Annotated in this window: 27 protein-coding genes; 13 read left to right on the forward strand and 14 right to left on the reverse strand. The window is 72.0% G+C overall.

The window, feature by feature from the left end; all coding sequences use genetic code 11:
• Positions 1-145 precede the first annotated feature (145 nt).
• The 4 genes from IEZ00_RS24590 to IEZ00_RS24605 are packed head-to-tail and all read right to left on the reverse strand — an operon-like array spanning position 146 to position 5,507.
• Positions 146-445: a hypothetical protein gene (locus IEZ00_RS24590; protein WP_189225685.1), complete on the reverse strand. Its 300-nt coding sequence runs from the start codon at positions 443-445 to the stop codon at positions 146-148.
• 40 nt (positions 446-485) lie between these two features.
• Positions 486-1,496 (reverse strand): methylmalonyl Co-A mutase-associated GTPase MeaB, encoded by a 1,011-nt coding sequence (meaB, locus tag IEZ00_RS24595; RefSeq protein WP_189225686.1) that lies wholly within the window; start codon positions 1,494-1,496, stop codon positions 486-488.
• Positions 1,489-3,705, reverse strand: coding sequence for a methylmalonyl-CoA mutase (gene scpA, locus IEZ00_RS24600; RefSeq protein ID WP_189225687.1), 2,217 nt, complete (start codon positions 3,703-3,705; stop codon positions 1,489-1,491). Before scpA ends, meaB begins: the two co-directional genes overlap by 8 nt.
• Positions 3,702-5,507: a methylmalonyl-CoA mutase family protein gene (locus tag IEZ00_RS24605; protein WP_229796044.1), complete on the reverse strand. Its 1,806-nt coding sequence runs from the start codon at positions 5,505-5,507 to the stop codon at positions 3,702-3,704. The genes scpA and IEZ00_RS24605 overlap by 4 nt, the downstream gene beginning before the upstream one ends.
• Positions 5,508-5,627: 120 nt before the next feature.
• Here IEZ00_RS24605 and IEZ00_RS24610 point away from each other — a divergent pair, with 120 nt between their 5' ends.
• The 3 genes from IEZ00_RS24610 to IEZ00_RS24620 all read left to right on the forward strand — a co-directional run bounded on the left by IEZ00_RS24610 (position 5,628) and on the right by IEZ00_RS24620 (position 9,804).
• Entirely contained in the window at positions 5,628-7,301 is a 1,674-nt protein-coding gene (locus IEZ00_RS24610; protein WP_189225688.1) for a serine/threonine-protein kinase, read from the forward strand.
• Between the two features lie 71 nt (positions 7,302-7,372).
• A complete protein-coding gene (locus tag IEZ00_RS24615) occupies positions 7,373-8,185 on the forward strand; it encodes a purine-nucleoside phosphorylase (RefSeq protein WP_189225689.1) in 813 nt (270 codons plus the stop codon).
• Positions 8,182-9,804, forward strand: coding sequence for a phospho-sugar mutase (locus tag IEZ00_RS24620; RefSeq protein WP_189225690.1), 1,623 nt, complete (start codon positions 8,182-8,184; stop codon positions 9,802-9,804). Before IEZ00_RS24615 ends, IEZ00_RS24620 begins: the two co-directional genes overlap by 4 nt.
• Here IEZ00_RS24620 and IEZ00_RS24625 read toward each other — a convergent pair.
• Entirely contained in the window at positions 9,797-10,117 is a 321-nt protein-coding gene (locus IEZ00_RS24625; protein ID WP_189225691.1) for a hypothetical protein, read from the reverse strand. The genes IEZ00_RS24620 and IEZ00_RS24625 overlap by 8 nt on opposite strands.
• 49 nt (positions 10,118-10,166) lie before the next feature.
• On the opposite strand from IEZ00_RS24625, the gene IEZ00_RS24630 reads away from it, so the two are divergent.
• Positions 10,167-10,598 (forward strand): flavodoxin family protein, encoded by a 432-nt coding sequence (locus IEZ00_RS24630; RefSeq protein ID WP_189225692.1) that lies wholly within the window; start codon positions 10,167-10,169, stop codon positions 10,596-10,598.
• A gap of 451 nt (positions 10,599-11,049) precedes the next feature.
• On the opposite strand, the gene IEZ00_RS24635 is transcribed toward IEZ00_RS24630, so the two are convergent.
• From IEZ00_RS24635 to IEZ00_RS24650, 4 genes are read right to left on the reverse strand one after another with little or no spacing between them, the layout of a single operon-like run.
• The gene (locus IEZ00_RS24635) at positions 11,050-11,958 is read right to left on the reverse strand and encodes an aldo/keto reductase (RefSeq protein WP_189225746.1); all 909 of its coding nucleotides are present in this window, start codon (positions 11,956-11,958) and stop codon (positions 11,050-11,052) included.
• 44 nt (positions 11,959-12,002) lie between these two features.
• On the reverse strand, positions 12,003-12,386 hold the full coding sequence (locus tag IEZ00_RS24640; RefSeq protein ID WP_189225693.1) for a MerR family transcriptional regulator: 384 nt from the start codon (positions 12,384-12,386) through the stop codon (positions 12,003-12,005).
• A 43-nt stretch (positions 12,387-12,429) separates the two neighbouring features.
• On the reverse strand, positions 12,430-12,825 hold the full coding sequence (locus IEZ00_RS24645) for a type II toxin-antitoxin system death-on-curing family toxin (RefSeq protein WP_189225694.1): 396 nt from the start codon (positions 12,823-12,825) through the stop codon (positions 12,430-12,432).
• A 40-nt stretch (positions 12,826-12,865) separates the two neighbouring features.
• The gene (locus IEZ00_RS24650) at positions 12,866-13,066 is read right to left on the reverse strand and encodes a type II toxin-antitoxin system VapB family antitoxin (RefSeq protein ID WP_229796045.1); all 201 of its coding nucleotides are present in this window, start codon (positions 13,064-13,066) and stop codon (positions 12,866-12,868) included.
• A gap of 80 nt (positions 13,067-13,146) precedes the next feature.
• Here IEZ00_RS24650 and IEZ00_RS24655 point away from each other — a divergent pair, with 80 nt between their 5' ends.
• Complete coding sequence (locus IEZ00_RS24655) at positions 13,147-13,740, forward strand: TetR/AcrR family transcriptional regulator (protein WP_189225696.1); 594 nt, start codon at positions 13,147-13,149, stop codon at positions 13,738-13,740.
• Positions 13,741-13,841: 101 nt separating this feature from the next.
• On the opposite strand, the gene IEZ00_RS24660 is transcribed toward IEZ00_RS24655, so the two are convergent.
• Positions 13,842-15,116: a glycoside hydrolase family 18 protein gene (locus IEZ00_RS24660; RefSeq protein ID WP_189225697.1), complete on the reverse strand. Its 1,275-nt coding sequence runs from the start codon at positions 15,114-15,116 to the stop codon at positions 13,842-13,844.
• Positions 15,117-15,305: 189 nt separating this feature from the next.
• On the opposite strand from IEZ00_RS24660, the gene IEZ00_RS24665 reads away from it, so the two are divergent.
• Together IEZ00_RS24665 and IEZ00_RS24670 are read left to right on the forward strand one after the other, a co-directional pair.
• Positions 15,306-16,133: an SDR family oxidoreductase gene (locus IEZ00_RS24665; protein WP_189225698.1), complete on the forward strand. Its 828-nt coding sequence runs from the start codon at positions 15,306-15,308 to the stop codon at positions 16,131-16,133.
• Between the two features lie 193 nt (positions 16,134-16,326).
• The gene (locus IEZ00_RS24670) at positions 16,327-16,962 is read left to right on the forward strand and encodes a DUF4352 domain-containing protein (RefSeq protein ID WP_189225699.1); all 636 of its coding nucleotides are present in this window, start codon (positions 16,327-16,329) and stop codon (positions 16,960-16,962) included.
• A 51-nt stretch (positions 16,963-17,013) separates the two neighbouring features.
• On the opposite strand, the gene upp is transcribed toward IEZ00_RS24670, so the two are convergent.
• Both upp and IEZ00_RS24680 read right to left on the reverse strand, forming a co-directional pair.
• Positions 17,014-17,637 (reverse strand): uracil phosphoribosyltransferase, encoded by a 624-nt coding sequence (gene upp / locus IEZ00_RS24675; RefSeq protein ID WP_189225700.1) that lies wholly within the window; start codon positions 17,635-17,637, stop codon positions 17,014-17,016.
• 49 nt (positions 17,638-17,686) lie between these two features.
• Positions 17,687-17,875: a hypothetical protein gene (locus IEZ00_RS24680; RefSeq protein ID WP_189225701.1), complete on the reverse strand. Its 189-nt coding sequence runs from the start codon at positions 17,873-17,875 to the stop codon at positions 17,687-17,689.
• 96 nt (positions 17,876-17,971) lie between these two features.
• Between IEZ00_RS24680 and IEZ00_RS24685 the strand changes: the two genes are divergently transcribed.
• The 3 genes from IEZ00_RS24685 to IEZ00_RS24695 are packed head-to-tail and all read left to right on the forward strand — an operon-like array spanning position 17,972 to position 19,686.
• Entirely contained in the window at positions 17,972-18,808 is an 837-nt protein-coding gene (locus tag IEZ00_RS24685) for a helix-turn-helix domain-containing protein (RefSeq protein WP_189225702.1), read from the forward strand.
• Between the two features lie 17 nt (positions 18,809-18,825).
• Positions 18,826-18,993, forward strand: coding sequence for a DUF397 domain-containing protein (locus IEZ00_RS24690; RefSeq protein WP_189225703.1), 168 nt, complete (start codon positions 18,826-18,828; stop codon positions 18,991-18,993).
• A 54-nt stretch (positions 18,994-19,047) separates the two neighbouring features.
• Complete coding sequence (locus IEZ00_RS24695; RefSeq protein WP_229796046.1) at positions 19,048-19,686, forward strand: DUF1707 SHOCT-like domain-containing protein; 639 nt, start codon at positions 19,048-19,050, stop codon at positions 19,684-19,686.
• Positions 19,687-19,689: 3 nt separating this feature from the next.
• Here the strand turns inward: IEZ00_RS24695 and IEZ00_RS24700 are convergent, their stop codons facing one another.
• Positions 19,690-20,211, reverse strand: a complete 522-nt coding sequence (locus IEZ00_RS24700) for an RICIN domain-containing protein (RefSeq protein WP_189225704.1) — start codon at positions 20,209-20,211, stop codon at positions 19,690-19,692.
• A 239-nt stretch (positions 20,212-20,450) separates the two neighbouring features.
• Between IEZ00_RS24700 and deoC the strand changes: the two genes are divergently transcribed.
• The 3 genes from deoC to IEZ00_RS24715 are packed head-to-tail and all read left to right on the forward strand — an operon-like array spanning position 20,451 to position 23,706.
• On the forward strand, positions 20,451-21,416 hold the full coding sequence (gene deoC / locus IEZ00_RS24705) for a deoxyribose-phosphate aldolase (RefSeq protein WP_189225705.1): 966 nt from the start codon (positions 20,451-20,453) through the stop codon (positions 21,414-21,416).
• A gap of 3 nt (positions 21,417-21,419) precedes the next feature.
• Positions 21,420-22,847: an aldehyde dehydrogenase family protein gene (locus IEZ00_RS24710; RefSeq protein ID WP_189225706.1), complete on the forward strand. Its 1,428-nt coding sequence runs from the start codon at positions 21,420-21,422 to the stop codon at positions 22,845-22,847.
• Positions 22,840-23,706, forward strand: coding sequence for an aldehyde dehydrogenase family protein (locus tag IEZ00_RS24715; protein ID WP_189225707.1), 867 nt, complete (start codon positions 22,840-22,842; stop codon positions 23,704-23,706). Before IEZ00_RS24710 ends, IEZ00_RS24715 begins: the two co-directional genes overlap by 8 nt.
• 123 nt (positions 23,707-23,829) lie before the next feature.
• Here the strand turns inward: IEZ00_RS24715 and IEZ00_RS24720 are convergent, their stop codons facing one another.
• On the reverse strand, positions 23,830-24,381 hold the full coding sequence (locus IEZ00_RS24720; RefSeq protein WP_189225708.1) for a hypothetical protein: 552 nt from the start codon (positions 24,379-24,381) through the stop codon (positions 23,830-23,832).
• Positions 24,382-24,457 lie beyond the last annotated feature (76 nt).

Consider the following 24,457-nt stretch of genomic DNA (forward strand, 5'->3'; position numbering starts at 1 on the left):
GTCAACCGGCGGCCGGTCGCACGGGAACGACAAGCGGTGTGCGAACTTCGGCCAGACCGATCAAGTCTGCGCAGACGTCCCTACACTGGGACCATATAACGATGAGGCGCTCCCAGAAGCTGGGATACACCCGTTCTAGGGGAATTCAGCCCTTGCCCGCCCGCCACTTGGCCCACTTGCGCTTGTTGCGCCAGAAGACCAGGGCGAACAGCACCAGCGCGGTGCCGCCCAGCCACATCTTCTGCCGGGCGCTCGGCTCGGCCTCGGCGTTGTCCTGCTGCGGCGGGTCGAGCTCCGGACCGGTCCCCGTCGGGGTCGGCGTCTCCGTCGGCTGCGCGGCGACGACCACGTGGTCGCCCTGCGGAGCGGTCGCGCTCGCCGCCCCGGTCACGCTGAAAGCGCCTGCCAGGGCGAGCAGGCACACCGCGAGCAGAGATCGCCACATGGTCGCCTAGCGTAGTCATCGCCACGCTGGGATACCACCGTCAACTGTCGTCTGAAACAGCTTCACGCTTTCCGGCCGCGAACGCCGCCAGAATGCGCTCGGCGGCCAGCGTGGCGGTCAGCTCGCCGTCGCGCACCTGCCGCTCCAGCTCCGGGGCCAGGTCCTCGACCGCCTCCCGCACCCGCGCCAGCACCCGCTCGTCGACCATCGCCCAGGTCCACTCGACCTGCTGCCCGCGCCGCCGCTCGGCCAGCTCGCCCGCCCGCTCCAGGGTCTCGCGGTGCGCCAGCACCCGCTCCCACACCTGGTCCAGGCCCGCGCCGGTCAGCCCGCTGCAGGTGAGCACCGGCGGCGTCCACGACGCGCCGGGCGCGCGCAGCAGCCGCAGCGCGCCCGCCAGCTCGCGCGCGGCCTTGCGGGCGTCGGCCTCGAACGGGCCGTCGGCCTTGTTCACCGCGATCACGTCGGCCAGCTCCAGCACGCCCTTCTTGATGCCCTGGAGCTGGTCGCCGGTGCGGGCCAGGGTCAGCAGCAGCGAGCAGTCGGTCATGTTGGCCACCGCGACCTCGGACTGGCCGACGCCGACGGTCTCCACCAGCACCACGTCGTAGCCCGCGGCCTCGACCAGCAGGATCGTCTCGCGGGTGGCCCTGGCCACGCCGCCGAGCGTGCCCGAGGTCGGCGACGGCCGGATGAACGCGGCCGGGTCCACCGCCAGCCGCGCCATCCTGGTCTTGTCGCCCAGGATGCTGCCGCCGGTGCGGGTGGACGACGGGTCCACCGCCAGCACCGCGACGCGGTGGCCGCGCCCGGTCAGCATCGAGCCGAACCCGTCGATGAACGTCGACTTGCCCACGCCGGGCACGCCGGTGATGCCCAGCCGGTGCGCGCCTCCGGTGTGCGGCAGCAGCCGCAGCAGCAGCTCCTGGGCCAGCGCCCGGTGGTCCGCGCGGGTCGACTCGACCAGCGTGATGGCGCGCGCCAGCGTGCCCCGGTCGCCCGCGAGCACGCCCTCGGCGTACGCGCCGACGTCGACCACCGGCCTAGGCATGCCCGAGCTGCCCCTGCCCCGACTGCCCGTGCCCCAGCTGCCCGTGCCCCAGCTGTTCGGCGAGCTCGCGCAGCAGCGCGCCCGCGGCGTCGGCGATGACCGTGCCGGGCGGGAAGATCGCCGCCGCGCCCGCCTCGCGCAGCGCGTCGAAGTCCTGCGGCGGGATCACCCCGCCGACCACGATCATGATGTCCTCGCGGCCCAGCCCGGCCAGCGCCGAGCGCAGCGCGGGCACCAGGGTCAGGTGCCCGGCGGCCAGCGAGGACACCCCGACCACGTGCACGTCGGCCTCGACGGCCTGGCGGGCCACCTCGTCCGGGGTCTGGAACAGCGGGCCGACGTCGACGTCGAAGCCGAGGTCGGCGAAGGCGGTGGCGATCACCTTCTGGCCCCGGTCGTGGCCGTCCTGGCCCATCTTGGCGACCAGGATGCGCGGGCGGCGGCCCTCCAGCGCGGCGAACTCCTCGACCGCGGCGCGCGTCGCCTCCACGTCGGGCACGGCCCCCGCCTCCTGCCGGTAGACGCCGGTGATGGTGCGGATCTGCGCCGAGTGCCTGCCCCAGACCCGGCCCAGCGCTTCGGAGATCTCCCCGACGGTGGCCTTGGCGCGGGCCGCGTCGATCGCCAGCTCCAGCAGGTTCCCGTCACCACCGGCCGCGTTGGTCAGCGCGGTCAGCGCGGCGTCCACAGCGGACTGGTCGCGCTCCGCGCGCAGCCGGGCCAGCTTCGCCAGCTGCTGCGCGCGCACCCCGGCGTTGTCGACCTTGAGCACCTCGATCCGCTCGTCGATCTCGACCCGGTACTTGTTCACGCCGATCACCGGCTGGCGGCCGGAGTCGATGCGCGCCTGCGTGCGCGCGGCGGCCTCCTCGATGCGCAGCTTGGGGATGCCCGCGTCGATCGCCTTGGCCATCCCGCCCGCGGCCTCGACCTCGGTGATGTGCGCCCACGCCCGGCGCGCCAGGTCGTGGGTCAGCCGCTCCACGAACGCGCTGCCGCCCCACGGGTCGATCACCCGCGTGGTGCCGGACTCCTGCTGGAGCAGCAGCTGCGTGTTGCGCGCGATGCGCGCGGAGAAGTCCGTGGGCAGCGCCAGCGCCTCGTCCAAGGCGTTGGTGTGCAACGACTGCGTGTGCCCCTGCGTGGCCGCCATCGCCTCCACGCAGGTGCGCGTGACGTTGTTGAACACGTCCTGCGCGGTCAGCGACCAGCCGGAGGTCTGGCTGTGCGTGCGCAGCGACAGCGACTTGGGGTTGCGCGGGCCGAAGCCCTTGACCAGCTTGGCCCACAGCAGCCGGGCCGCGCGCAGCTTGGCGACCTCGGTGAAGAAGTTCATGCCCACGGCCCAGAAGAACGACAGCCTCGGCGCGAAGGCGTCCACGTCCAGGCCCGCGTCGCGCCCGGCCCGCAGGTACTCCACGCCGTCGGCCAGCGTGTAGGCCAGCTCCAGGTCGGCGGTCGCGCCCGCCTCCTGCATGTGGTAGCCGGAGATGGAGATGGAGTTGAACTTCGGCATCTCCCGCGAGGTGTAGGCGAAGATGTCGGAGATGATCCGCATCGACGGCTGCGGCGGGTAGATGTAGGTGTTGCGGACCATGAACTCCTTGAGGATGTCGTTCTGGATGGTCCCGGCCAGCTGCTCCGGGGCCACCCCCTGCTCCTCGGCCGCCACCACGTACAGCGCCAGGATCGGCAGCACCGCGCCGTTCATGGTCATCGACACGCTCATCCGGTCCAGCGGGATGCCGTCGAACAGCTGGCGCATGTCGTAGATCGAGTCGATGGCCACGCCCGCCATGCCCACGTCGCCCGCCACCCTCGGGTGGTCGGAGTCGTAGCCCCGGTGGGTGGCCAGGTCGAACGCGACCGACAGGCCCTTCTGCCCGGCGGCCAGGTTGCGCCGGTAGAAGGCGTTGGACTCCTCGGCGGTGGAGAAGCCCGCGTACTGCCGGATGGTCCACGGCTGGTTGACGTACATCGTCGGGTACGGGCCGCGCAGGAACGGCGCGATGCCGGGGTAGGTGCCCAGGAAGTCCAGGCCCGCCAGGTCGGCCCCGGTGTAGAGGGGCTTGACCCCGATGCCCTCGGGGGTCTCCCACGCCAGCGCGTCCGCGCCCTTGCCGGTGGCCTCCTGCAGTGCCTCCTGCCACCGGTCGGCGCTGGTCTCGGTCGGCTCCCCGAGCTCGATCTCGGCGAAGTTGGGGATCATCGCGGAACTCCGAGGAACTCGAAGGTGTGCTCCAGCACGCGCAGCGCCGGGCAGCCGGTGAACACGTACTCGTCGACGTCGGCGGCCGATCCGGCGCCGGAGTCCTGGCCCGCCAGCAGGACGCGCTGCGCTCCGGCCTCGCGCAGCGCGGCGGCGACCGGCGCGGCGAGCTCGGCGTAGCTGGACTCGCTGCCGCACAGGCAGGCGATCCGCGCCCCGCTCTCCCGGAACCGCGCCACCACGTCCTCGACCGTCGCGGTCGCCCCGGCCTGCGGCGTCTCGATGCCGCCCGCCTGGAACAGGTTGGCCGCGAACGAGGCCCGCGCGGTGTGCCTGGCGACCGGGCCGAGCGTGGCCAGGAAGACCTTGGGGCGCTCGGGGGCGGCGTCCGCGCGGTCGCGCAGCGCCTCGTACGCCTGGGCGTAGCGCACGCGCGGCAGGCCGCCGCCGGGCCGCTCGGGGGCGGGCGCGCGGACCACCGGCCGCTCGGCCGGGTCCGGGAACTCGCTGACCCCGGTGATCGGATCAGTCCGGTCGGCCAGGTTGGCGGCGCGCCGCTGCCAGGTGGCGGCCAGCCGGTCGGCGACCAGACCGGAGCGCAGCGCCGCGAGCAGCCCGCCCGCCGCCTCGATCTCCTGGAACCACGCCCACGAGGCGCGCGCCAGCTCGTCGGTCAGCTTCTCCACGTACCAGGAGCCGCCCGCCGGGTCGATCACGCCGGCCAGCCGCGCCTCCTCCAGCAGCACCGACTGGGTGTTGCGGGCGATGCGCCGGGAGAAGTCGTCGGGCAGGCCGATCGCGTCGTCGAAGGGCAGCACGGTCACCGCGTCCGCGCCGCCGGTGCCCGCGCCGAAGCAGGCCAGCGTGGTGCGCAGCATGTTCACCCACGGGTCGCGGCGGGTCATCATCGCGGGCGAGGTGACCGCGTGCTGCGCCTGCGGGGCGGGCGCGCCGCAGACCTCGGTGACGCGGGCCCACAGCCGCCGCGCCGCGCGGAACTTGGCGGTGGTCAGGAACTGGTCGGCGGTGGCGGCCAGGCGGAACTCCAGCAGCCGCGAGGCCCGCGCGGCGGGCACCCCCGCCTCGGTGAGCACCCGCAGGTAGGCCACCCCGGCGGCCAGCGAGGCGCCCAGCTCCTGCGCGTCGGAGCCGCCCGCCTCGTGGTAGGGCAGGCCGTCCACGACGACCGCCTTCAGCTCGGGGAACTCGCGGGCGCGGTCGACCAGGTCCACCAGCGCGGCCAGGTCGGCGTCCTGGTTCGTGCGGGCCAGCACCGACAGCGGGTCCGCGCCGAGGTTGCCCCGGACCTCGCCCGCGGGCACCGAGCGCTGCCGCCACACGCGCAGCATCTCGCGACCGGCGGCGGCGAACTCCGCGCCCGCGTCCACCACCACCGGGGCCAGGTCGAGGTAGACCTCGGCGAGCAGGTCCTCCAGCCGGTCGACCGGGACGCGGTCCTGGCCGATCTCCAGCCACAGCGAGGTGACGCCGTTGTCCAGGTCGGCCGCGACCGCCTCGCGGTCGGCGACCGCGTGCCGCTGCCGGACGTCCCAGCCGCCCGCCGTGCCCTGCGGGCGGGAGCCGCGCACGAACGGCGCCAGACCGGGGAAGCCGCTGGGCGGGGCGGTGTCCTCGGCGGTGTAGAGCGGCCGCACGCGGATGCCGTCGTAGGTGGTGGTGACCAGGGACTCGAAGTCCGCGCCGGACTTGCGGAGCACGCCGTGGACCAGGTCGAGCCACTGCTCCCGGTCCGGCGTGGGGAACTCCGCCGCTAGCGCCAGCTCGCCTGACGGCTCCATCATGCTCAGCAGTGTTACCCAGTAGTAGTACGGCGGCTATGTGAGTTTGCCCGCCGTTAACGATGCAGTTGCGGGCTCCACGTTACCGATCACCGACGGGTGGCCTTCGGGAAGAATGCCGCCGTGGAGACAGAGCGCCTGATCGCGGGCCGCTACCGGCTACGGCACGTGTTGGGTCGCGGTTCCATGGGGACCGTTTGGGCGGCGCACGACGAAGTGCTGCGCCGCGACATCGCGGTCAAGGAGGTGCTGCGCCCCCCTGGGATGCCCGACCACGAGGCGGACCTGCTGCGGGAGCGGACGCTGCGCGAGGCGCGCTCGGCCGCCCAGCTCGCCCACCCCAACCTGGTCACCCTCTACGACGTGGTGCAGCTGGACGGCGAGCCGTACGTGGTGATGGAGCTGGTGCCCTCGGCCAGCCTCGCCGAGGTGATCCGCCGCCACGGCCCGCTGACCACCCAGCAGGGCGCCGCGGTGGCCGACGCGGTGGCCGCCGGGCTGGAGGCGGCCCACCGGGCAGGCATCACGCACCGTGATGTCAAGCCCGGCAACGTGCTGATCGCTGACGACGGACGGGTGAAGCTGACCGATTTCGGCATCGCCCGCAACGGCGCCGAGGCGACGCTGACCAGCCGCGGCATCGCGCTGGGCACGCCCGCGTTCATCGCCCCCGAGGTGGCCGCCGGCGACGACGTCTCCCCCGCCGCCGACCTGTGGAGCCTGGGCGCGACCCTGTTCGCCGCGATGACCGGCCAGGACCCCTACGAGGGCGCCAACCTGCTCCAGACGATCAACCAGGTCGTGCACGGCGACGTGCCGCCCGCCGAGGCCGCCGGCGAGCTGGCCCCCGTGGTGGCCGGGCTGATGACCAAGGACCCCGCCGAGCGGATGCCGCTGGCCGAGGTGCGCAGGCTGGTCCGCCCGCTGCTGCCGGAGCTGGGCGCGTTCCCCGTCGACCGGGAGGACGAGACCCGCCCGGTGGTCGAGGTCGTCCGGCCGCCGCTGGTCACGCCCAAGCCGGTGATCCCCGGCGACACCCCGCTGGCCGACGACCCCGGCCCGCTGCCGTTCGCGCTGTCCCCCACCCCCACCCGGTCGACGCCCCCGCGCCGCCGGGGGCCGCTGGCGACCGCGCTGCTGACCGCGCTGGCGCTGCTGCTGTTCACCGCCGGTGGCGGCGCGGGCTTCGCGCTGACCAGGACCGCCGCCGGAGCGCCGCTGCTGCCGCCGCCGCCCGCCGAGGGCACGGTGCCCCGGCCCGCCATCACCGAGTCCTCGCTGCGCCCCACCACCCTGTCCGCGACCACCAAGAACGGCGAGCAGGGCGCGGAGTTCACCATCGAGGTCGGCGCCGACTGGACGAACTTCCTGGAGCAGCGCGCCAACCAGGGGCTGCCCCCGAGCACCGTGGTGCACCTGGTCGACCCCACCGGCGGGTACGAGGTGGCGGTGCAGCGGTTCCCCGCCTTCTACCCCCGGTTCACCATCGAGGACTACGTCGAGGTGGTGCGCTCGCGGTGGGCGCGCGGGCAGTACTTCGCCGAAGCGCTGGAACCCACCGACCCGCTGATCCCCGGCGGGCCGGAACCCGCCGTGCAGTTCAGCTACCGGACCGCCGAGCGGGCCAGCTCCCCCGAGGACGGCGACACCGACCTGCGGCGCTCCCGGTACTCGCGGGTGCTGCCGCGCGGCGACGACCTGTGGGTGGTGGAGGTGGTCTTCCCCACCGAGCAGGAGGAGACGGGGCGGAACAAGCTGTTCAACGCCATCGCCCGGACCTTCTCGGTCGCGGGCTGACCTCGCTGCGGGCGGCCGCCTTCCCGAGCTGCGGGCGGCCCCTCCCCGAGCTGCGGGTTAGGCTCCCCGCCGTGACCGCCATCAGTGAGAACAGCACCCCCGAAGCCCTCGCCACCGAAGCCGCCAAGGCCCTCGCCGAGCGCACCGGCGTCGACCGGCACGACATCGCCGTGGTCCTGGGGTCCGGGTGGCGGCCCGCCGCCGACCTGATCGGCGAGCCCAGCGCCGAGGTGGCCATGGGCGACCTGCCCGGCTTCGAGCCGCCCACCGCGGTCGGCCACGGCGGCACCATCCGCTCCGTGCCCGTCGGCGACAAGCACGTGCTGGTCATGCTCGGCCGCACCCACGGCTACGAGGGCAAGGGCGTGGCCAAGGTGGTGCACGGCGTGCGCACCGCCGCCGCGGCGGGCGCGCGGACCGTGGTGCTCACCAACGCCGCGGGCGGGCTGCGCCAGGGCATGGCGGTGGGCCAGCCGGTGCTGATCAGCGACCACCTCAACCTCACCGCCGCCTCGCCGCTGGTCGGCGCGCGGTTCGTGGACCTGACCGACCTGTACTCACCGCGCCTGCGGCAGCTCGCCCAGCAGATCGACCCGAGCCTGGAGGAAGGCGTCTACGCGGGCCTGCCCGGCCCGCACTTCGAGACGCCCGCCGAGATCCGGATGCTGCGCACCCTGGGCGCGGACCTGGTCGGCATGTCCACCGTGCACGAGGCCATCGCCGCCCGCGCCGAGGGCGTCGAGGTCTTCGGCCTGTCCCTGGTCACCAACCTGGCGGCGGGCATCACCGGCGAACCGCTCAACCACCAGGAGGTGCTGGAGGCGGGCCAGGCCGCGGCCAGCCGCATGGGCGCGCTGCTGCGGGAGCTGGTGACCCGCGCATGAGCCTGGCCCCCGCCCTGCGCGACGCCGCGTTCCGCTGGATCGCCGACGACCCGGACACCACCACCCGCGACGAGCTGCAGCGGGTGCTGGCCTCGGCGATGGGCGGCGCCCCGGAGGCGCTGGCCGAGCTGGCCGACCGGATGGCCGGGCCGCTGACCTTCGGCACGGCCGGGCTGCGCGGGCCGGTGCGCGCCGGGCCCAACGGGATGAACCGCGCGGTGGTCGTGCGCACCACCGCCGGCCTCGCCTCGTGGCTGGCCGACCGGGGCGACGCGGGCGGCCTGGTCTTCGTCGGCCGGGACGCGCGGCACGGGTCGGAGGACTTCGCCCGCGCCGCCGCCGGGGTGCTCGCGGCGGCCGGGTTCACCGTGAAGCTGCTGCCCCGACCCCTGCCGACGCCGATCCTGGCGTCCCTGGTGCGCGCGCACGACGCGGTGGCGGGTGTGCAGATCACCGCCTCGCACAACCCGCCCGCCGACAACGGCTACAAGCTCTACCTGCGCGGCGGCGCGCAGATCGTGCCGCCGGAGGACCGCCAGATCGAAGCCGCGATCACGCGCGTGCCCCCGGCCGTGTCCGTGCCGACCTCCGAGGACTACCGGCAGGTCAGCGAGGAGGACGTCGACGAGTACCTGCGGCGGGTCGCGTCGCTGCCCCGCGGCACCGCCCGCGACCTGCGCGTGGCGCTGACCCCGATGCACGGCGTCGGCGGGCAGACGGCCGTGGAGGCGCTGCGCCGCGCGGGCTTCACCGACGTGCGGGTGGTGCGCGAGCAGGCCGCGCCGGACCCGGACTTCCCGACCGTGGCGTTCCCCAACCCCGAGGAACCCGGCGCCGCCGACCGGCTGCTGGCGCTGGCCGCCGAGGTCGACGCCGACCTGGCCATCGCACTGGACCCGGACGCCGACCGGTGCGCCCTGGGCGTCAAGGAGCGCGACGGGTCGTGGCGGATGCTGCGCGGCGACGAGACCGGCGTGCTGCTCGGATCGCTCGTGCTGTCCACCACGGAGTCACCCGACCCGCTGGTGGCCACCACGATCGTGTCGTCGTCGCTGCTGCGGTCGATCGCGCGGGCGCGCGGCGCGCGGTACGCCGAGACGCTGACCGGCTTCAAGTGGCTGGTCCGCGCGGGCGAGGGCCTGGTCTACGCCTACGAGGAGGCGCTCGGGCACTGCGTCGACCCCGAGCACGTCAACGACAAGGACGGCATCTCCGCCGCCGTCGCCGCGTGCGACCTGGCCGCCACGCTCAAAGCGTCCGGGCGAAACCTGCTCGACGCGCTGGACCAGCTCGCCGTCGAGCACGGCCTGCACCTGACCGACCAGGTCTCGCTGCGGTTCACCGACCTGAGCCGGATCGGCGCGCTGATGGCGCGGCTGCGCCAGTCGCCGCCGGAGGGCTTCGCGTTCGAAGACCTGCTCCCCGAGGCCGACGTGGTGCGGCTGACCGCCGAAGGCGTGCGCGTGGTGGTGCGCCCGTCCGGGACCGAGCCGAAGTTGAAGGCGTACCTGGAGGTCGTGGAACCCGTGGCCTCCGCCGACGACCTCGCCCCGGCCCGCGCCCGCGGCGTCGAGCGGCTGGCCGCGCTGCGCGCGCGGGTGGTCGAGCTGCTCAGCTGAGCACGAGCAGCAGGCTGAGCACGGCGATCGCCAGCGAGATGCCCGCCACCAGGTACGGCCGCCTGGTCGGCGGGCTCACCCGGCCGTTGGTCGCGGCGACCACCGCGATGCGGCCGGAGATGTAGCTCGCCGCGCACAGGGCCACGCCGGTGGCCAGGATCATCGTGTTGGCGTCCCACGGGCTGTGGTCCACGCCCGGCCACACGCCGATGAGCACCAGCGGCAGGCCGATGAGACCGAGGCTGATGCCGACGCCACCTCCCCAGATCATCCGCCGGTTGCGCTGGACGGTGGCAATGCTGCGAGTGTCCATGACTCCCTCCTGGTCACTCCTGAAGACGCGCGGGGGCCACACTGGTTCCATGCCCCGGCTGCTCATCGTCCACCACACCCCGTCACCGGCGCTCCAGGAGGCCCTCGAAGCGGCGCTGTCCGGCGCCACCGACCCCGAGATCGGCGGCGTGGAGGTGGTGCGGCGGCCAGCCTTGTCGGCCGGGGCGGCCGACGTGCTGGAGGCGGACGGCTACCTGCTGGGAACTCCCGCCAACATCGGGTACATCAGCGGGGCGTTGAAGCACTTCTTCGACACCGTGTACTACCCGTGCCTCGACGCTACCCGTGGCAGGCCGTTCGCGGCGTACGTGCACGGGAACCAAGGGGTGGAAGGCGCGGTGAAGGCCATCCGGGACATCACCGGCGGCCTGGGGTGGCGCCCCGTGGCCCCGGTGCTGGAACTGGTCGGCCGGGTGGACCACCAGGCGTGCCACGACCTCGCCGCCACCCTCTCCCCCTGACCCCTCCCCCGCGAGTCGAACGCTCAGGTACCGCGAGTCGAACGCTCAGGACCCCTGAGTTCGTCGTTCGGGTTGGGTTATCCAGCAAAGCGGCGCTCGCCGCGCGGCAGGTCGCCAAGGATGGCGCTCGCGGGCACCCCGCTGCGCGCGCTCCGCGCGCGCCCCCCCTGGTGCGTCGGCAAGTACTACCCGGCGGAGTTGGGGAGGCCGGTAACTACTACCCGAGGCACGGAAGCGGGCGCGCGGGCGCGGGCTGGGGCGCGAAAAGCGCGGGTCGAGGCCGCGAAAGCGCGAGTCGGGGTGCGTGAATGTTGAATTCGGGGTGTCTGGGCGTTCGACTCGCGGGGGCGACACGGCCGACACGCCCGTAGGTGGGTGACACCGGGGGCGGGCGTGGCCGTTCTGAGCGTTGAACTCAGGGGTGCTGAGCGTTCGACTCGCGGGGGTGGGGTCAGCGGTCGAGGAGGCGCATGTGCTCGGCGGGGTAGCGGTCGCCTGCGGCGGTGGGGGCCGCGGCCTCGATCGCCCGCAGCTCCTCGGGGGTCAGCGACAGCGACGCGGCGGCGACGTTCTCCTCCAGGTACTTCACCCGCTTGGTGCCGGGGATCGGCACCACGTTCGGGCCTCGGTGGTGCACCCAGGCCAGCGCCAGCTGCCCGGCGGTCACGCCTCGCCGCTCGGCCAGCTCCCGCAGCGCCGCCACGATCGCCAGGTTGCGGTCGAAGTTGCCCTCGGCGAACCGGGGCAGGTTGCGCCGCATGTCGTCCTCGGCCAGCTCGTCCACCGAGGTGACCCGGCCGGTGAGGAAGCCCCGTCCCAGCGGCGAGAACGGCACCACGCCGATGCCCAGCTCGGCGCACGTCGGCGCGACCGACTCCTCGATGTCGCGCGTCCACAGCGACCACTCGCTCTGCACCGCCGTGATCGGGTGCACCGCGTGCGCCCGCCGGATTGTGTCCGCGCCCGCCTCGGACAGCCCCAGGTAGCGGACCTTGCCCTGCTCGACCAGCGACGCCATCGCGCCGACGGTCTCCTCGACGGGCACCTCCGGGTCGACCCGGTGCTGGTAGTACAGGTCGATGTGGTCGACGCCGAGCCTGCGCAACGACGCCTCGCACGCCGACCGCACGTACTCCGCGTCCCCGCGCACCACCCGCGTGCCGCTGCCGAGGCCGAACTTCGTGGCCAGCACCACCGAGTCCCGCCGGTCGGCGATGGCCCGGCCGACCAGCTCCTCGTTCGCGCCCGCGCCGTAGACGTCGGCGGTGTCCAGCAGCGTCACACCCAGTTCCAGGGCGCGGTGGATGGTCGCGATCGACTCGCGCTCGTCGCCGACGCCGTAGGACTGGCTCATGCCCATGCACCCCAGGCCCTGCGGCCCGACCGAAAGCTCCCCCAGGTTCGTCACGCGGTGATCCCCTCCACGAAGGTGTGTTCCAGCTGGCTGTAGTGCGAGATCTTGTACTCCAGCACGTCCAGGCAGGACTGCAGCTCGGCGATGCGCTCCCGCACGGACGCGCGGTGCTCCAGCAGGATCTGCTTGCGCCTGCCCGCCGTCGGCGAGCCCAGGCGCCTCAGCTGGGCGAACTCGCGCATCATCCGGATGGGCATCCCGGTGGTGCGCAGCCGGGTCAGGAAGACCAGCCAGCTCAGGTCCTCCTCGGTGTAGCTGCGCCGTCCCCCCGCGTCCCGAGCGGGAGGGTCGACCAGCCCGATCCGTTCGTAGTAGCGCAGCGTGTCGATGGACAACCCGCTGTGCTCGGCCGCTTGGGCGATCGAGAATGTCACCCCTCGACGGTAGGAGCTGGAGTGCACTCCAGGTCAACCCGGTTCAGGCGTCCGGATGCTCTTCCTTCGGCACGGCCCACGCCTCCAACTGCGCGGCCGTGCCCGCCACGTCGACCTGCTCGCGGCCCAGGGCGCGGACCAGCTCCAGCGCCTGGTCGTCCTCGGCGTCGACCCACCAGCCGTTGATGTCGCACAGGGTCACGGCGGCCACCCAGCCCAGCCGCCAGTTTCCCTCGGCCAGGGGACGGGTGCGCACGATGGAGTCGAGCAGGGCGGAAGCCTTGAGCCACAGCGTGTCGTACGCCTCGACCCCGAGCACCGTCGCCCTGGGGCGGTGCGCGGCGGAGTCGAGGAGACCTAAGTCGCGCACGACGAGATCGCCGCCCGTGACAGCGGTCGCCAGCACGAGCAGGTCGCCTGCGTCGAGGTAGTTGACCACGACACCAGTTGATCACACCGGGCCGACAGTCAGCCCGTGCTCACGCCGACCCCATGCGGTCGAGCAGGCCCCGGTACTTGGGCAGCACCCGTCCGAGCACCTCGGAGAGCTGCTCCTCCTTCTGGAGCCTGGCCCACCGGTCGGCCAGCGCCAGCCGCACGACTTCCTGCTTCGACCGGCCCTCGGCGGCGGCGAGCTCGTCCAGCCGCCGGTTCTCCTCGTCGCTCAGACGCAGGGTCATCGCCATGACCTCGAAGGTACCAATTTGGTACCACGCTCGCCAGGACGAGTTTTATAACGGTGTCCCGATACGATGTTCCGGTGCCGCGACCGAAAACCCACGACGACGCCCTCCGGGTTCGACTGCTGGACCGCGCGGGCGAACTGCTGTCCACCGAGGGCCCCAGCGCACTGAGCTTGCGCAGGCTGGCAGCCGATGTCAACACCTCGACCACCGCCGTCTACTCGCTGTTCGGCGGCAAGCCCGCGCTGCTGGACGCGTTGTACCAAGAGGCTTTCCGCCGTTTCGCCGAACGGCTGGAGGCCGTTGCGCACACCGACGACCCGGTGGAGGACCTGGTCCGGATCGGCCTGGCCTACCGCTGCGGCGCGCTCGCCGACCCGCAGTTCTACCTGGTGATGTTCAGCAAGGTGGTGCCGGACTTCAAGCCGTCCGAGCAGACCGACGCGCTGGCCGCCTGCGCGTTCCGACCCGCCGTGGCCGCCGCGCGACGGGCGGTGGAGAGCGGCGCGTACGCCGAGGACGTGGCACCGGAGCAGATCGCGCTGGCCATGTGGGGCCTGGTGCACGGCCTGGTCAGCTTGGAGCTCAACGGAAACCTCCCCGCCGGCTTGGAAATCGCCCCCGTGTTCGAACGCGCCCTGCGAGCCCAGGCCGACGGTTGGCGAGCATGACTCGGCGCTGCCGAGCCCCCGGCGCAGCCGGGGTGATTCAACAGAGTCCGGGGAGGTCGGCCGCCGCGTAGGACCCTCCCCGGACTCCGTGAACTGTCCTGTCAGGACAGTCCGCTGCGCAGCGCGGTGATCAGCTCGCCGTCGGCGGTGTCGCCGTCCAGCGACCAGATCATGGCGCCGCCGAGACCGCGTTCGGCCGCGTAGCGCCCCTTGCGCTTCATCTCCACCGGGTCGTCCCACGTCCAGAAGGTGGTGCCGTCGAACAACCACGCGTGCCCGGCCTTGGGATCGCGGTGCACGGTGAACTTGTCGAGTTGGCCCTTGAGAACGCGGTAGTCCTCGTACCCCGCTTCGTAGGTGGCGGGGGCGGGCCCGGCGTTGGGCTGGAACAAGCCGTTGTTCTCGTTGCGCACGCCGGTCCAGCCCCGGCTGTAGAACGGGACGCCCATCACGACCTTGGCGCGCGGCGCACCCTTGGACAGGTAGTGGTCGATGGCCACCTGCGAGCTGTAGGCGGGGCTGGTCGGGTCGCCGGCCGGGGTGCGGATGCTCGACTGCTGGTTGGTCAGCGCGTCCCACGAGCCGTGGTAGTCGTAGCCCTGGATGGTGGCGAAGGTCAGCAGCGCGAACACCTTCGGCACCTCGAAGCCGCGGTCGACCTGCGCGGGCGCGGCGGGCAGGAAGGCTGTCAGGTCGTAGGACCGGCCGGTGCGCAAGGTCAACCCCAGCAACTGCTTGCGGTACTCGGTCAGGAGTTGGGTGAAGTTCCGCTTGTCCTCGGGGCGCACCACGTTGCCCGCGTTGCCCTCGCTGGCGGGCCACTCCCAGTCGAGGTCGATGCCGTCGAAGACGCCCTTGGCCGCGCCGGGCGGCAGACCGGGCAGATCGCCCCTGATCCACATGTCCAGGCAGGACTTCACGTGCGCGGCGCGCGAGGCGGGGGTCAGCGCGGCGTTGGAGAAGTACTTCGACCCGGTCCAGCCGCCGAGGGAGATGTTGACCCGCAGCTTCGGGTACTTGGCCTTGAGCTGCTTGAGCTGGTTGAGGTTGCCCGCCAGGGGTTGGCCGGGCTCGTCCGCCTTGCCACTGACGCTCTGCTCGGCGGTGAACGGCCGCTGGTAGTCGGCCCACGGGTCGCTGCTGACGCACTTGCCCTGTTCGTCCAGGAAGCTGAAAGCGTAGTTGAGGTGTGTCAGCTTGGCGGCGGTTCCGTTCTTGACCAGGTCGCTGACCAGGAAGTTCCGGTCGTAGCCGCTCCACTGGGTGTAGTAGCCGACCACGCGCTTCGGCGTCGCGTGCGCCTGGGCCTGCGGCGCGAGGGACGCTGCCAGCGCGGTGGCGAGGAGCGCTGGGATCACCCACTTCTTGATGGCCAATGCTCCTCCACGTGGTGCGAATTTGGTCCAGACCAGAAGGTAGAACAGAGGTCTAGACCACAGCTACAGCCGAACGAGCGAATCCGGGCATACCGCCCGACCGCCGCCGTGGCGCTGCAAACGTTTCCATGTGCGCGCGGCGGCGGTGATGGCTAGCTTCGGCGGCTCGATCCGAGCGAGGGAGGGCTCATGATCCTGGTGACCGGTGCGACCGGAACCGTCGGGCGGTGCGTGGTCGAGCAGTTGGCCGCGCTGGGGGAACCGGTGCGGGCGCTGACCCGCAACCCGTCGCGTGCCACTTTCCCCACCGGCGTGGAGGTGGTCGGCGGCGACCTGACCAAGCCCGCCGAACTGCCCCTGGACGACGTCACGGCCGTGTTCCTGCTGGCGGCCCTGGACTCCGAGGCCGTCGCCGAGCACGCCGCGGCGCTCGCCGAACGGGTTCCGCGCGTCGTGTTCCTGTCCTCCAGCGCGGTCGCCGTGCGGCGGCCGGGCAGCTACGAGACGCACGAAGCCGTGGAGAAGGCGATCGAGCAGTCCGGCGCGGAGTGGACCCACCTGCGCCCAGGGGAGTTCATGGCCAACAAGCTCGTGTGGGCGTCGTCGATCAAGTCCGCGAACGTGGTCCGCGCCGCCTACCCCGACGCGATCGGCGTGCCCATCCACGAAGCGGACATCGCCGAGGTGGCCGTGCTGGCGCTGCGCTCCCCCGACCACGCCGGACAGGCGTACTTCCTGACCGGCCCGGAGGCGCTGACCCACCGCGAGCAGGCCGCCGCCATCGGACGCGGCCTGGGGCGGGAGATCGGCTTCGAAACCCTGACCTACGGCCAGGCCAGGGCGGCGCTGATCCGCGACGCGGGCCTGCCGTGGGACATCGCCGAGTACCTGATGGGCTACCAGTCCGAGCACGCGCAGGAGCCGCCCTCGGTGTCGCCGGTGTTCGAGCGGGTGACCGGCCACCAGGGGCGCACGCTGGCCCAGTGGGCGGCCGACCACGCCGCCGAGTTGTCCTGACCAATGCCCGATGAGTGATCGGAATTCGGCAGGGATGAATCGGACGGTAAGCGCTTTGTCACCGAATGCACTCTTTTGTTCGGTCACCCGGCAGAACTGCGGCGTTACCGCAAGTCATGTACTGCGGTGCTCCTGAACCGGAGGTACGCTACCAGCCCAACTCATTCGACACGCCCAATTCGGGGTGAGCCTCATGTCTCAACCACAGGGCCCGTCACCCGCATTCGACAACCCGCGCGACGCGAGGGCACAAGCCCGAGCCGACAAGGCGTACCGCAAGGCGCAGCGCCCCTGGTACAAGAAGAAGCGCTTCATCCTGCCGTTGGCGCTCTTGGCCATAGTGGCGATCTTTGCCATCACAGCTAATGGCGATGACGACAAGCCGACCGTGGCGTCTCCAGGAGACCCCGCACCCACCGCGCAACCAGCGTTCCCCGGAGCGACGGAGGACGACGTGGCAGCGAAGGCGGGCGAGACGGTGGATGCCGATGGGGTGAGGATCACGACGACTCAGCTCGTTCGCGGTGACAGCACTCTTGTCGACACGCTCTGCACAACAGTCACGTACAACAACCAGTCCGGCCAGCCCAGCAATTTCAGCGGAGGTCTTGATTGGAAGTTGCAGGGACCCGACGGGGCCATTTTTTCAAACACGTTCACCGGCAGTAAGAATATTCTGCAGTCAGGCCAGTTGGCTCCAGGTGGCATTATGACTGCTGACGTGTGCTTCGACGCCCCGAAAGGAACCCCTTCCGGTCAGTACGTAGTGCTTCTTGACCCGACCTTCCGGTTCGAATCCGACCGGATCGCGTGGCTGAACACGCTCTAATGGCGCGGGGAGCCGTTGGACGCTGTCCAACGGCTCCCCCGGTCGAGCCGTTCAGACTGCCCCGTACTGGCGGTCGCCCGCGTCGCCGAGGCCGGGGACGATGAACCCGGAGTCGTTCAACCGCTCGTCAACGCTGGCGGTCACCAGCCGCACCGGCAGGCCCGAGTCGCTCAGGTGCTTGATGCCCTCCGGCGCGGCCAGCGCGCAGATCGCCGTCACGTCGGTCGCGCCCCGGTCGGTGAGCAACCGGATCGTGTAGGCCATGGAGCCGCCCGTGGCCAGCATCGGGTCCAGCACGAACACCGGCCTGCCCGACAGGCTCTCCGGCAGCGACTCCATGTAAGGGGTGGGTTTGAGCGTCTCCTCGTCGCGCGCCAGCCCCACGAACCCCATCTGCGCGTCCGGGATGAGCTTGTGCGCCTGGTCGGCCATGCCCAGGCCGGCCCGCAGCACCGGCACCAGCAGCGGCGGGTTGGCCAGCCGGTACCCCGTCGTGCGCGCCACCGGCGTGTGCACGCGCTCCTCCGCGACCTCCGCGCCGCGGGTGGCTTCGTAGACCAGCATGACGGTCAGCTCGTGCAGCGCGGCGCGGAACGCCGCGTTGTCCGTGCGGGCGTCGCGCATGGTGGTCAGCCGGGCCCTGGCCAGTGGGTGATCGACAACGAGGACGTCCATAGCGGAAGAGTATGTGCGGTGGGTGCGGGCGCCGCGCGGAAGGCGGCCGTCAGGTGAGCTCCAGTCGCTTCAACGCCTCGGCCATCTCGACCAGGGTGCGGAAGTGCCCGGCCAGGGCGTCGAAGTTCGGTTCCGGACAAGGCTCGGGCGGCGGGTCGTCCTCGTCCAGGTCGGGCGGAAGCAGTTCGACGGTCATCACCCACGTCGCGTAGACGCCGCTGATCTTCCAAGATCGCATGGGCACACGGTCGTGTCTTGCCTTCGCGGCACGCAACGCGCTCCATCGGGTGATGATGCTTTCTTGCCCGCCCGGCAAGGCGGGACAGTCGGTTTCATGACCAACAAGGGGGCGTCGTTCCGGCAGCGCCGGGTGTCGGCGGAACTGCGGACGCTGCGCACGGCGCGCAAGCTGAGCTGCGCCGACGTGGCCAGGGCCATCGGTGTGTCGGAGAGCAAGATCAGCCGGATGGAGACCGGGCGGCGCGGCCTGTACGCCGACGAGGTCGCCGCCATCCTCGGCTACCTCCAGACTCCGCCGGAATTGCGTCGGGAGCTGGTGGCGCTGGTCCGGGCCGGGGAGAACCGGAACTGGCACACCATCCACGGCAAGCTGCCCGGCCACTGGCGCGACCTGATCGAGCTGGAGGCCCAGGCGTCCGCGCTCTACAACTACGAGCCGCTGCTGATACCTGGGCTCGCACAAACTTCCGACTACGCCCGAACGATCATCCGAGGCGGCAACGAGCAGTTGTCGGAAGGCGAACTGGAATCCCTGGTCGCCATTCGCATGGGCAGACAAGCCATCCTCGGCCGCATCTGGGTCAACCTGCTGATCGATGAGACCGTGCTACGCCGTCCGCTGGGTAACCCCGCCATGATGCGCGCCCAGCTCCAACACCTGGTGTCGCTCGCGGCCCGTCCGAACGTCCTGATCCAAGTGGTGCCCTTCGACAGCACCGCCCACCCCGGCCTGGAGGGGCCGTTCCTCCGGCTGGAGTTCAACGACCAGCCCGGTCTCGTCTACGTGGAGAGCCGCAGCACGAGCACATTCCTGGAGGAGGAAACGCACCTGCAAAACGCTAAGCTCGCATGGCAGAGGCTGCGCGACTTGGCGCTGTCAGCTGAGGAGTCAGTGGGGCTGATCGCCAAGCTCGCCGGCGAGTTGACGTGATGCGAGGAGCGCGCCCCATGGACGTCACCCCCCTCTCCTGGCGCAAGAGCAGCTACAGCAGCAGCCAGGCGAACTGCGTCGAGATCGCCCACACCCCCACCGGCATCGCCGTCCGCGACTCCAAGAACCCCGACGGCCCCGTCCTCCACTTCCCCAAGATCACCTGGGCGGCGCTCGTCCGCTGAGCGAGTCGCGCGAAGTCGCTGTTCAACCACCCGTTTGCTCCTAGACTCACTCGGGTGAGCGATGAGCTGGTCCCGGACCCCCGTCAGATGCGCGCCTCGGACGCCGACCGCGAGAAGGTCGCGCAGGTGCTCCAGAAGGCGCACGGGGAGGGCAGGCTCGACCTGCACGAGCTGGACGAGCGCCTGGCGGCGGTGTACGCGGCCAAGACCTACGGCGAGCTGGCCCCGTTGACCGCCGACCTCGGGGTGCCCGCGAACCTGCCCGCCGCGATGCCGCAGAACCTGCCCTCCGACCGCATCGGCGGCACTCCCGGTTCCAGCGTGTCCTTCGCCTTCTGGTCGGGGGTGGACCGGCGCGGCGAGTGGGTCGTCCCGGCCACGCACACCGCCGTCGCGATCATGGGCGGGGTCCAGCTCGACCTGTCCAACGCCCGGTTCGCCCAGGCCGAGACCACGATCACGGTGTTCGCCTTCTGGGGCGGCGTGGAGATCTTCGTCCCCGAGGACGTCACCGTGCGCGTCGACGGCGTGGGGATCATGGGCGCCTTCGAGGACCGGACGCACAAGACCCCGACCATCCCCGGTGGCCCGGTGGTGCGGATCACCGGGGTGGCGATGATGGCCGGGGTCGAGGTGCGCCGCCCCAAGCGGAAGAAGCTCAAGGGCGAGCAGCGCCCGGAGCTGGAGGACTGACGGCTACAGGTCGCCGCGCCAGTACCAGCGCTGGTTGTCGCCGTAGTGGCAGTCCCACATCATGACCACGTCGCCGCGGCCGTGGTCGTAGATGTCCAGGCACAGGCCGTTGCTGAACGACCGCAGCGCGATACCGCCGGTGCTGCCCACCGCGACCCTGGTGAACTCCTGCGTGCGGGTGTTGTCGCAGGGGTGCTGGACCACCTGGTTGCCCCGGCCCCGGTAGCTGTCCAGGCACTTCGACAGGTCCGAGAGCGGTCGCAGCCGCGCGCCGCCGTTCGGGCCGGTGTCGATGGTCCAGTCCTGGTTGCTCCAGCCGTTGCACCCCCACATCTGGATCTGCGGGCCGCGTCCGGCGTCCCACACGTCCAGGCACTTGCCGTTGGCCCCCGGTGCGAAGTTGATGACTTCGAACCCGCTCAGCGCGGTGACCTCGTCCGGTTCGGCCGCCGCCGGAGCGGTCAGCGCGAGGGCCGCGAGGGCGGCCACGGCCAGCGCGCGGAGCGCTCTTTTGATCAACAACATTCTTCCCCCTGTCGGCTCGACCCGGGGAGTCCAGCAGACGCCGTTCACGTTCGCTGGCACGAGGCCGTTGATGCTTCGGTTAAACAGGAGACATCTTCGGTTCATGCGGAGCGTCGCTCCCTGATCCGATGGCCGCGATCGGGTGGACGCAAGCTCGTCGAACACCTCTCGATCTACGCCTGACCTGCGCGAACCCGCTGACTTAGGACGGGCGTCCCACTCCGCTTAGACTCGGCGGCATGGCTGCACCCTCGACATCGCCGTCGCTGCCGCCGTCGCTCGCGGACGCCGTCCGCGACGACGCGTCGCTGCGGCGGTTCCTGCACGGACTGCCCGGCGTGGACCAGGTGGGCGTGGAGCAGCGCGCCGCCGGGTTGGGGACGCGCAGCATCAAGAAGGCCAGCAAGCTGTGGGCCATCGACGCCGCCATCGGCATGGTCGACCTCACCACGCTGGAAGGCGCGGACACGGCGGGCAAGGTGCGCTCGCTGTGCGCGAAGGCGCGCAGGCCCGACCCGGACAACCCGGACGTGCCGCGCGTGGCCGCCGTGTGCGTCTACCCGGACATGGTCGCCACCGCGAAGCAGGAGCTGGACGGCACCGGCATCCAGATCGCCAGCGTCGCCACCGCTTTCCCGTCCGGCCGCTCGACGTTGAAGGTCAAGCTGGAGGACACCGCGTTCGCCGTCGAGTCCGGCGCGACCGAGATCGACATGGTGATCGACCGGGGCGCGTTCCTGTCCGGCCGCTACGGGCAGGTGTTCGACGAGATCGTGCAGATCAAGCACGCCTGCGGGGACGCGCACCTGAAGGTGATCCTGGAGACCGGCGAGCTGGCCACCTACGACAACGTGCGGCGCGCCTCGTGGCTGGCGCTGCTGGCGGGTGGCGACTTCATCAAGACCTCCACGGGCAAGGTCTCGCCCGCCGCGACGCTGCCGGTCACGCAGGTGATGCTGCAGGCGGTGCGCGACTGGCACACCGCGACCGGCGAGCGCCGGGGCGTCAAGCCCGCGGGCGGCATCCGCAGCACCAAGGACGCGATCAAGCACCTGGTGGCGGTGCACGAGGTGGCGGGCCCGGAGTGGCTCAACCCCCACCTGTTCCGGTTCGGCGCCTCCACGCTGCTCAACGACCTGCTGATGCAGCGGCGCACCCAGTTGGCGGGCCACTACAGCGGCCCCGATTACGTGACGGTGGACTGACACATGTGGGAATACGCGCCCGCGCCCGAGTCGCGGGACATCGCGAACCTCAAGCCGAACTACCGGATGTTCGTCGACGGCGAGTTCGTCGAGGGCGGCGGTGAGCCGCTCAAGAGCGTCAACCCCGGCACCGGGGAAGTGCTCGCCGAGGTCAGCACCGCCGCGCCCGCCGACGTGGACCGGGCCGTCAAGGCCGCCCGCCGCGCCTACGACCGGGTGTGGGGCAGGATGCCCGGCGCGGAGCGCGCCAAGTACATCTTCCGCATCGCGCGGCTGATCCAGGAGCGCGGGCGCGAGCTGGCCGTGCTGGAGTCGCTGGACAACGGCAAGCCGATCAAGGAGTCGCGGGACGTGGACGTGCCCACGGCCGCCGCGCACTTCTTCTACCACGCGGGCTGGGCGGACAAGCTCGGCTACGCGGGCTACGGCCCGGACCCGCGCCCGCTGGGCGTGGCGGGCCAGGTGATCCCGTGGAACTTCCCGCTGCTGATGGCCGCGTGGAAGATCGCGCCCGCGCTGGCCTGCGGCAACACCGTGGTGCTCAAGCCCGCCGAGACGACCCCGCTGACCGCGCTGGTGCTGGCCGAGATCATCCAGCAGGCGGAGCTGCCGCCGGGCGTGGTCAACATCCTGCCGGGCGCGGGTGACGTGGGCGCGGCCGTGGTGGCGCACCCGGACGTGGACAAGGTGGCGTTCACCGGGTCCACCGAGGTGGGCAAGCTCATCCAGCGCCAGCTCGCGGGCACCGGCAAGAAGCTGACCCTGGAGCTGGGCGGCAAGGCGGCCAACATCGTGTTCGACGACGCGCCGCTGGACCAGGCCGTCGAGGGCATCGTCAACGGCATCTTCTTCAACCAGGGCCACGTCTGCTGCGCGGGTTCGCGCCTGCTGGTGCAGGAGTCGGTGGCCGAGGAGCTGCTGGACAAGCTGCGCACCCGCGTCTCGACGCTGCGCGTGGGCGACCCGCTGGACAAGAACACCGACGTCGGCGCGATCAACTCCGCCGAGCAGCTGGCGAGGATCCAGGAGCTGACCGCGTCCGGCGAGGCCGAGGGCGCGCAGCGGTGGACCAGCTCGTGCCCGTTGCCGGACAAGGGTTTCTACTTCGCGCCCACGGTGTTCTCCAACGTGTCGCAGGCGATGCGGATCGCCCGCGAGGAGATCTTCGGGCCGGTGCTGTCGGTGCTGACCTTCCGCACCCCGGACGAGGCCGTGGCCAAGGCCAACAACACCCCGTACGGGTTGTCGGCGGGCGTGTGGACCGAGAAGGGCTCGCGCATCCTGTGGGCCGCGCAGAAGATGCGCGCGGGCGTGGTGTGGGCCAACACGTTCAACCGCTTCGACCCCACCGCCCCGTTCGGCGGCTACCAGGAGTCGGGCTTCGGCCGCGAGGGCGGTCGCACGGGGCTGGAGGCCTACCTCGATGTCTGAGAACCGGATCGGCGTGGCGAAGACCTACAAGCTCTACATCGGCGGCGCGTTCCCGCGCTCGGAGTCCGGGCGCAGCTACCCGGTCTCCGACGCCAAGGGCGCTTTCCTGGCCAACGCGGCGCAGGGCTCCCGCAAGGACGCCCGCGACGCGGTGGCGGCGGCGCGCAAGGCGTTCCCCGGCTGGTCGGGGGCGACCGCGTACAACCGGGGGCAGGTGCTCTACCGGGTGGCCGAGGTGCTGGAGGGCCGCCGCGAGCAGTTCGCCGCCGAGGTGGCCGCCGCCGAGGGCGTGGCGCTGAAGAAGGCGCAGCAGCTGGTGGACGCGGCCGTGGACCGGTGGGTCTGGTACGCGGGGTGGACCGACAAGGTGGCCACGGTGCTGGGCGCGGCGAACCCGGTGGCGGGGCCGTACTTCTCGTTCTCGGTGCCGGAGCCGACCGGTGTGGTGGCGGTGCTGGCGCCGCAGCAGTCGTCGCTACTGGGGCTGGTCAGCGCGGTCGCCCCGGTGGTGGCCACGGGCAACACCGCGGTCGTGGTGGCCTCGGCGGACCGGCCGCTGCCCGCGGTGACCCTGTCCGAGGTGCTGGCCACCTCGGACGTGCCCGGTGGCGTGGTCAACGTGCTCACCGGCCGCACCGAGGAGATCGCCCCGTGGCTGGCCTCGCACGCCGACGTCAACGCGCTGGACCTGACCGGCGCGCCGGAGGCGCTGCGGGCGGAGCTGGAGCGCTCGGCGGCGGGGACGGTCAAGCGGGTGCTGCGGCCCCGGCCGTCGGAGGACTACCTGCGTGAGCCGGACCTGGGCAGGCTGCGCGCGTTCGTGGAGTCCAAGACCGTCTGGCACCCCGTCGGCACCTGACGCCTGCAAGTACTACCCGGCCCACCTTTCGGGGCCGTTAACTACTACCCGCCGCACCCCACGCGACGGCGGGTAGTAGTTAACGGCCCTGTGGGAGGGGTCGGGTAGTACTTGCCGGTGCGGTCAGTGGCGGCAGCCGAGGGCGGTGTAGGCGAGCAGGCCGAGGCCGGCGGCGGTGAGGGCGGCGACCGTGGCGACGGTCGTGCCCGGCGGCTGCACGGGCCAGGTCAGCAGCTGCTCGTACCACTGCTGCCCGGTGGGCACGACCATGGTCACCCCGGTCCACGCCACCGGCAGCGCCCACGCCGCCCGCGCGCCGAACACCACGGCGCCCAGCGCGGCGGTGCCGCCCAGGCCCGCCAGGTCCCGCAGCACCAGGTCGCGGTCGGCCAGCGGGTCCGCGACCAGCCCCACCGCCAGCAGCAGCCCGGTCAGCACCGCCCCGGCCACCAGCAGGTGCCCGGCCCGGCGCGGCGGCCAGCCGAACGCGGCGGTCCGGTCGAGCTGGAGGTCGTGCCCGCCCAACCCGACCGACACCGCGGCGACCGCGACGGCCACCGCGAACGCGGCCAGCCGGGGGCTGCCGCCCGGCTGGGCCAGCCAGCCGAGCAGCGCCACGCCGACCACCGCCACCGCCGCGCTGGTCGGGACCTGGCGGGAACGCGCGTGCAGCACCAGCCACCTCACCGCGCACCCCCGACCGGACCGGGCGGCGGCGTCCCCCGACGTGCGACGCCGCCACCCGGCGCTC

Source organism: Saccharothrix coeruleofusca, assembly GCF_014648515.1.
Classification (GTDB): Bacteria; Actinomycetota; Actinomycetes; order Mycobacteriales; family Pseudonocardiaceae; genus Actinosynnema; species Actinosynnema coeruleofuscum.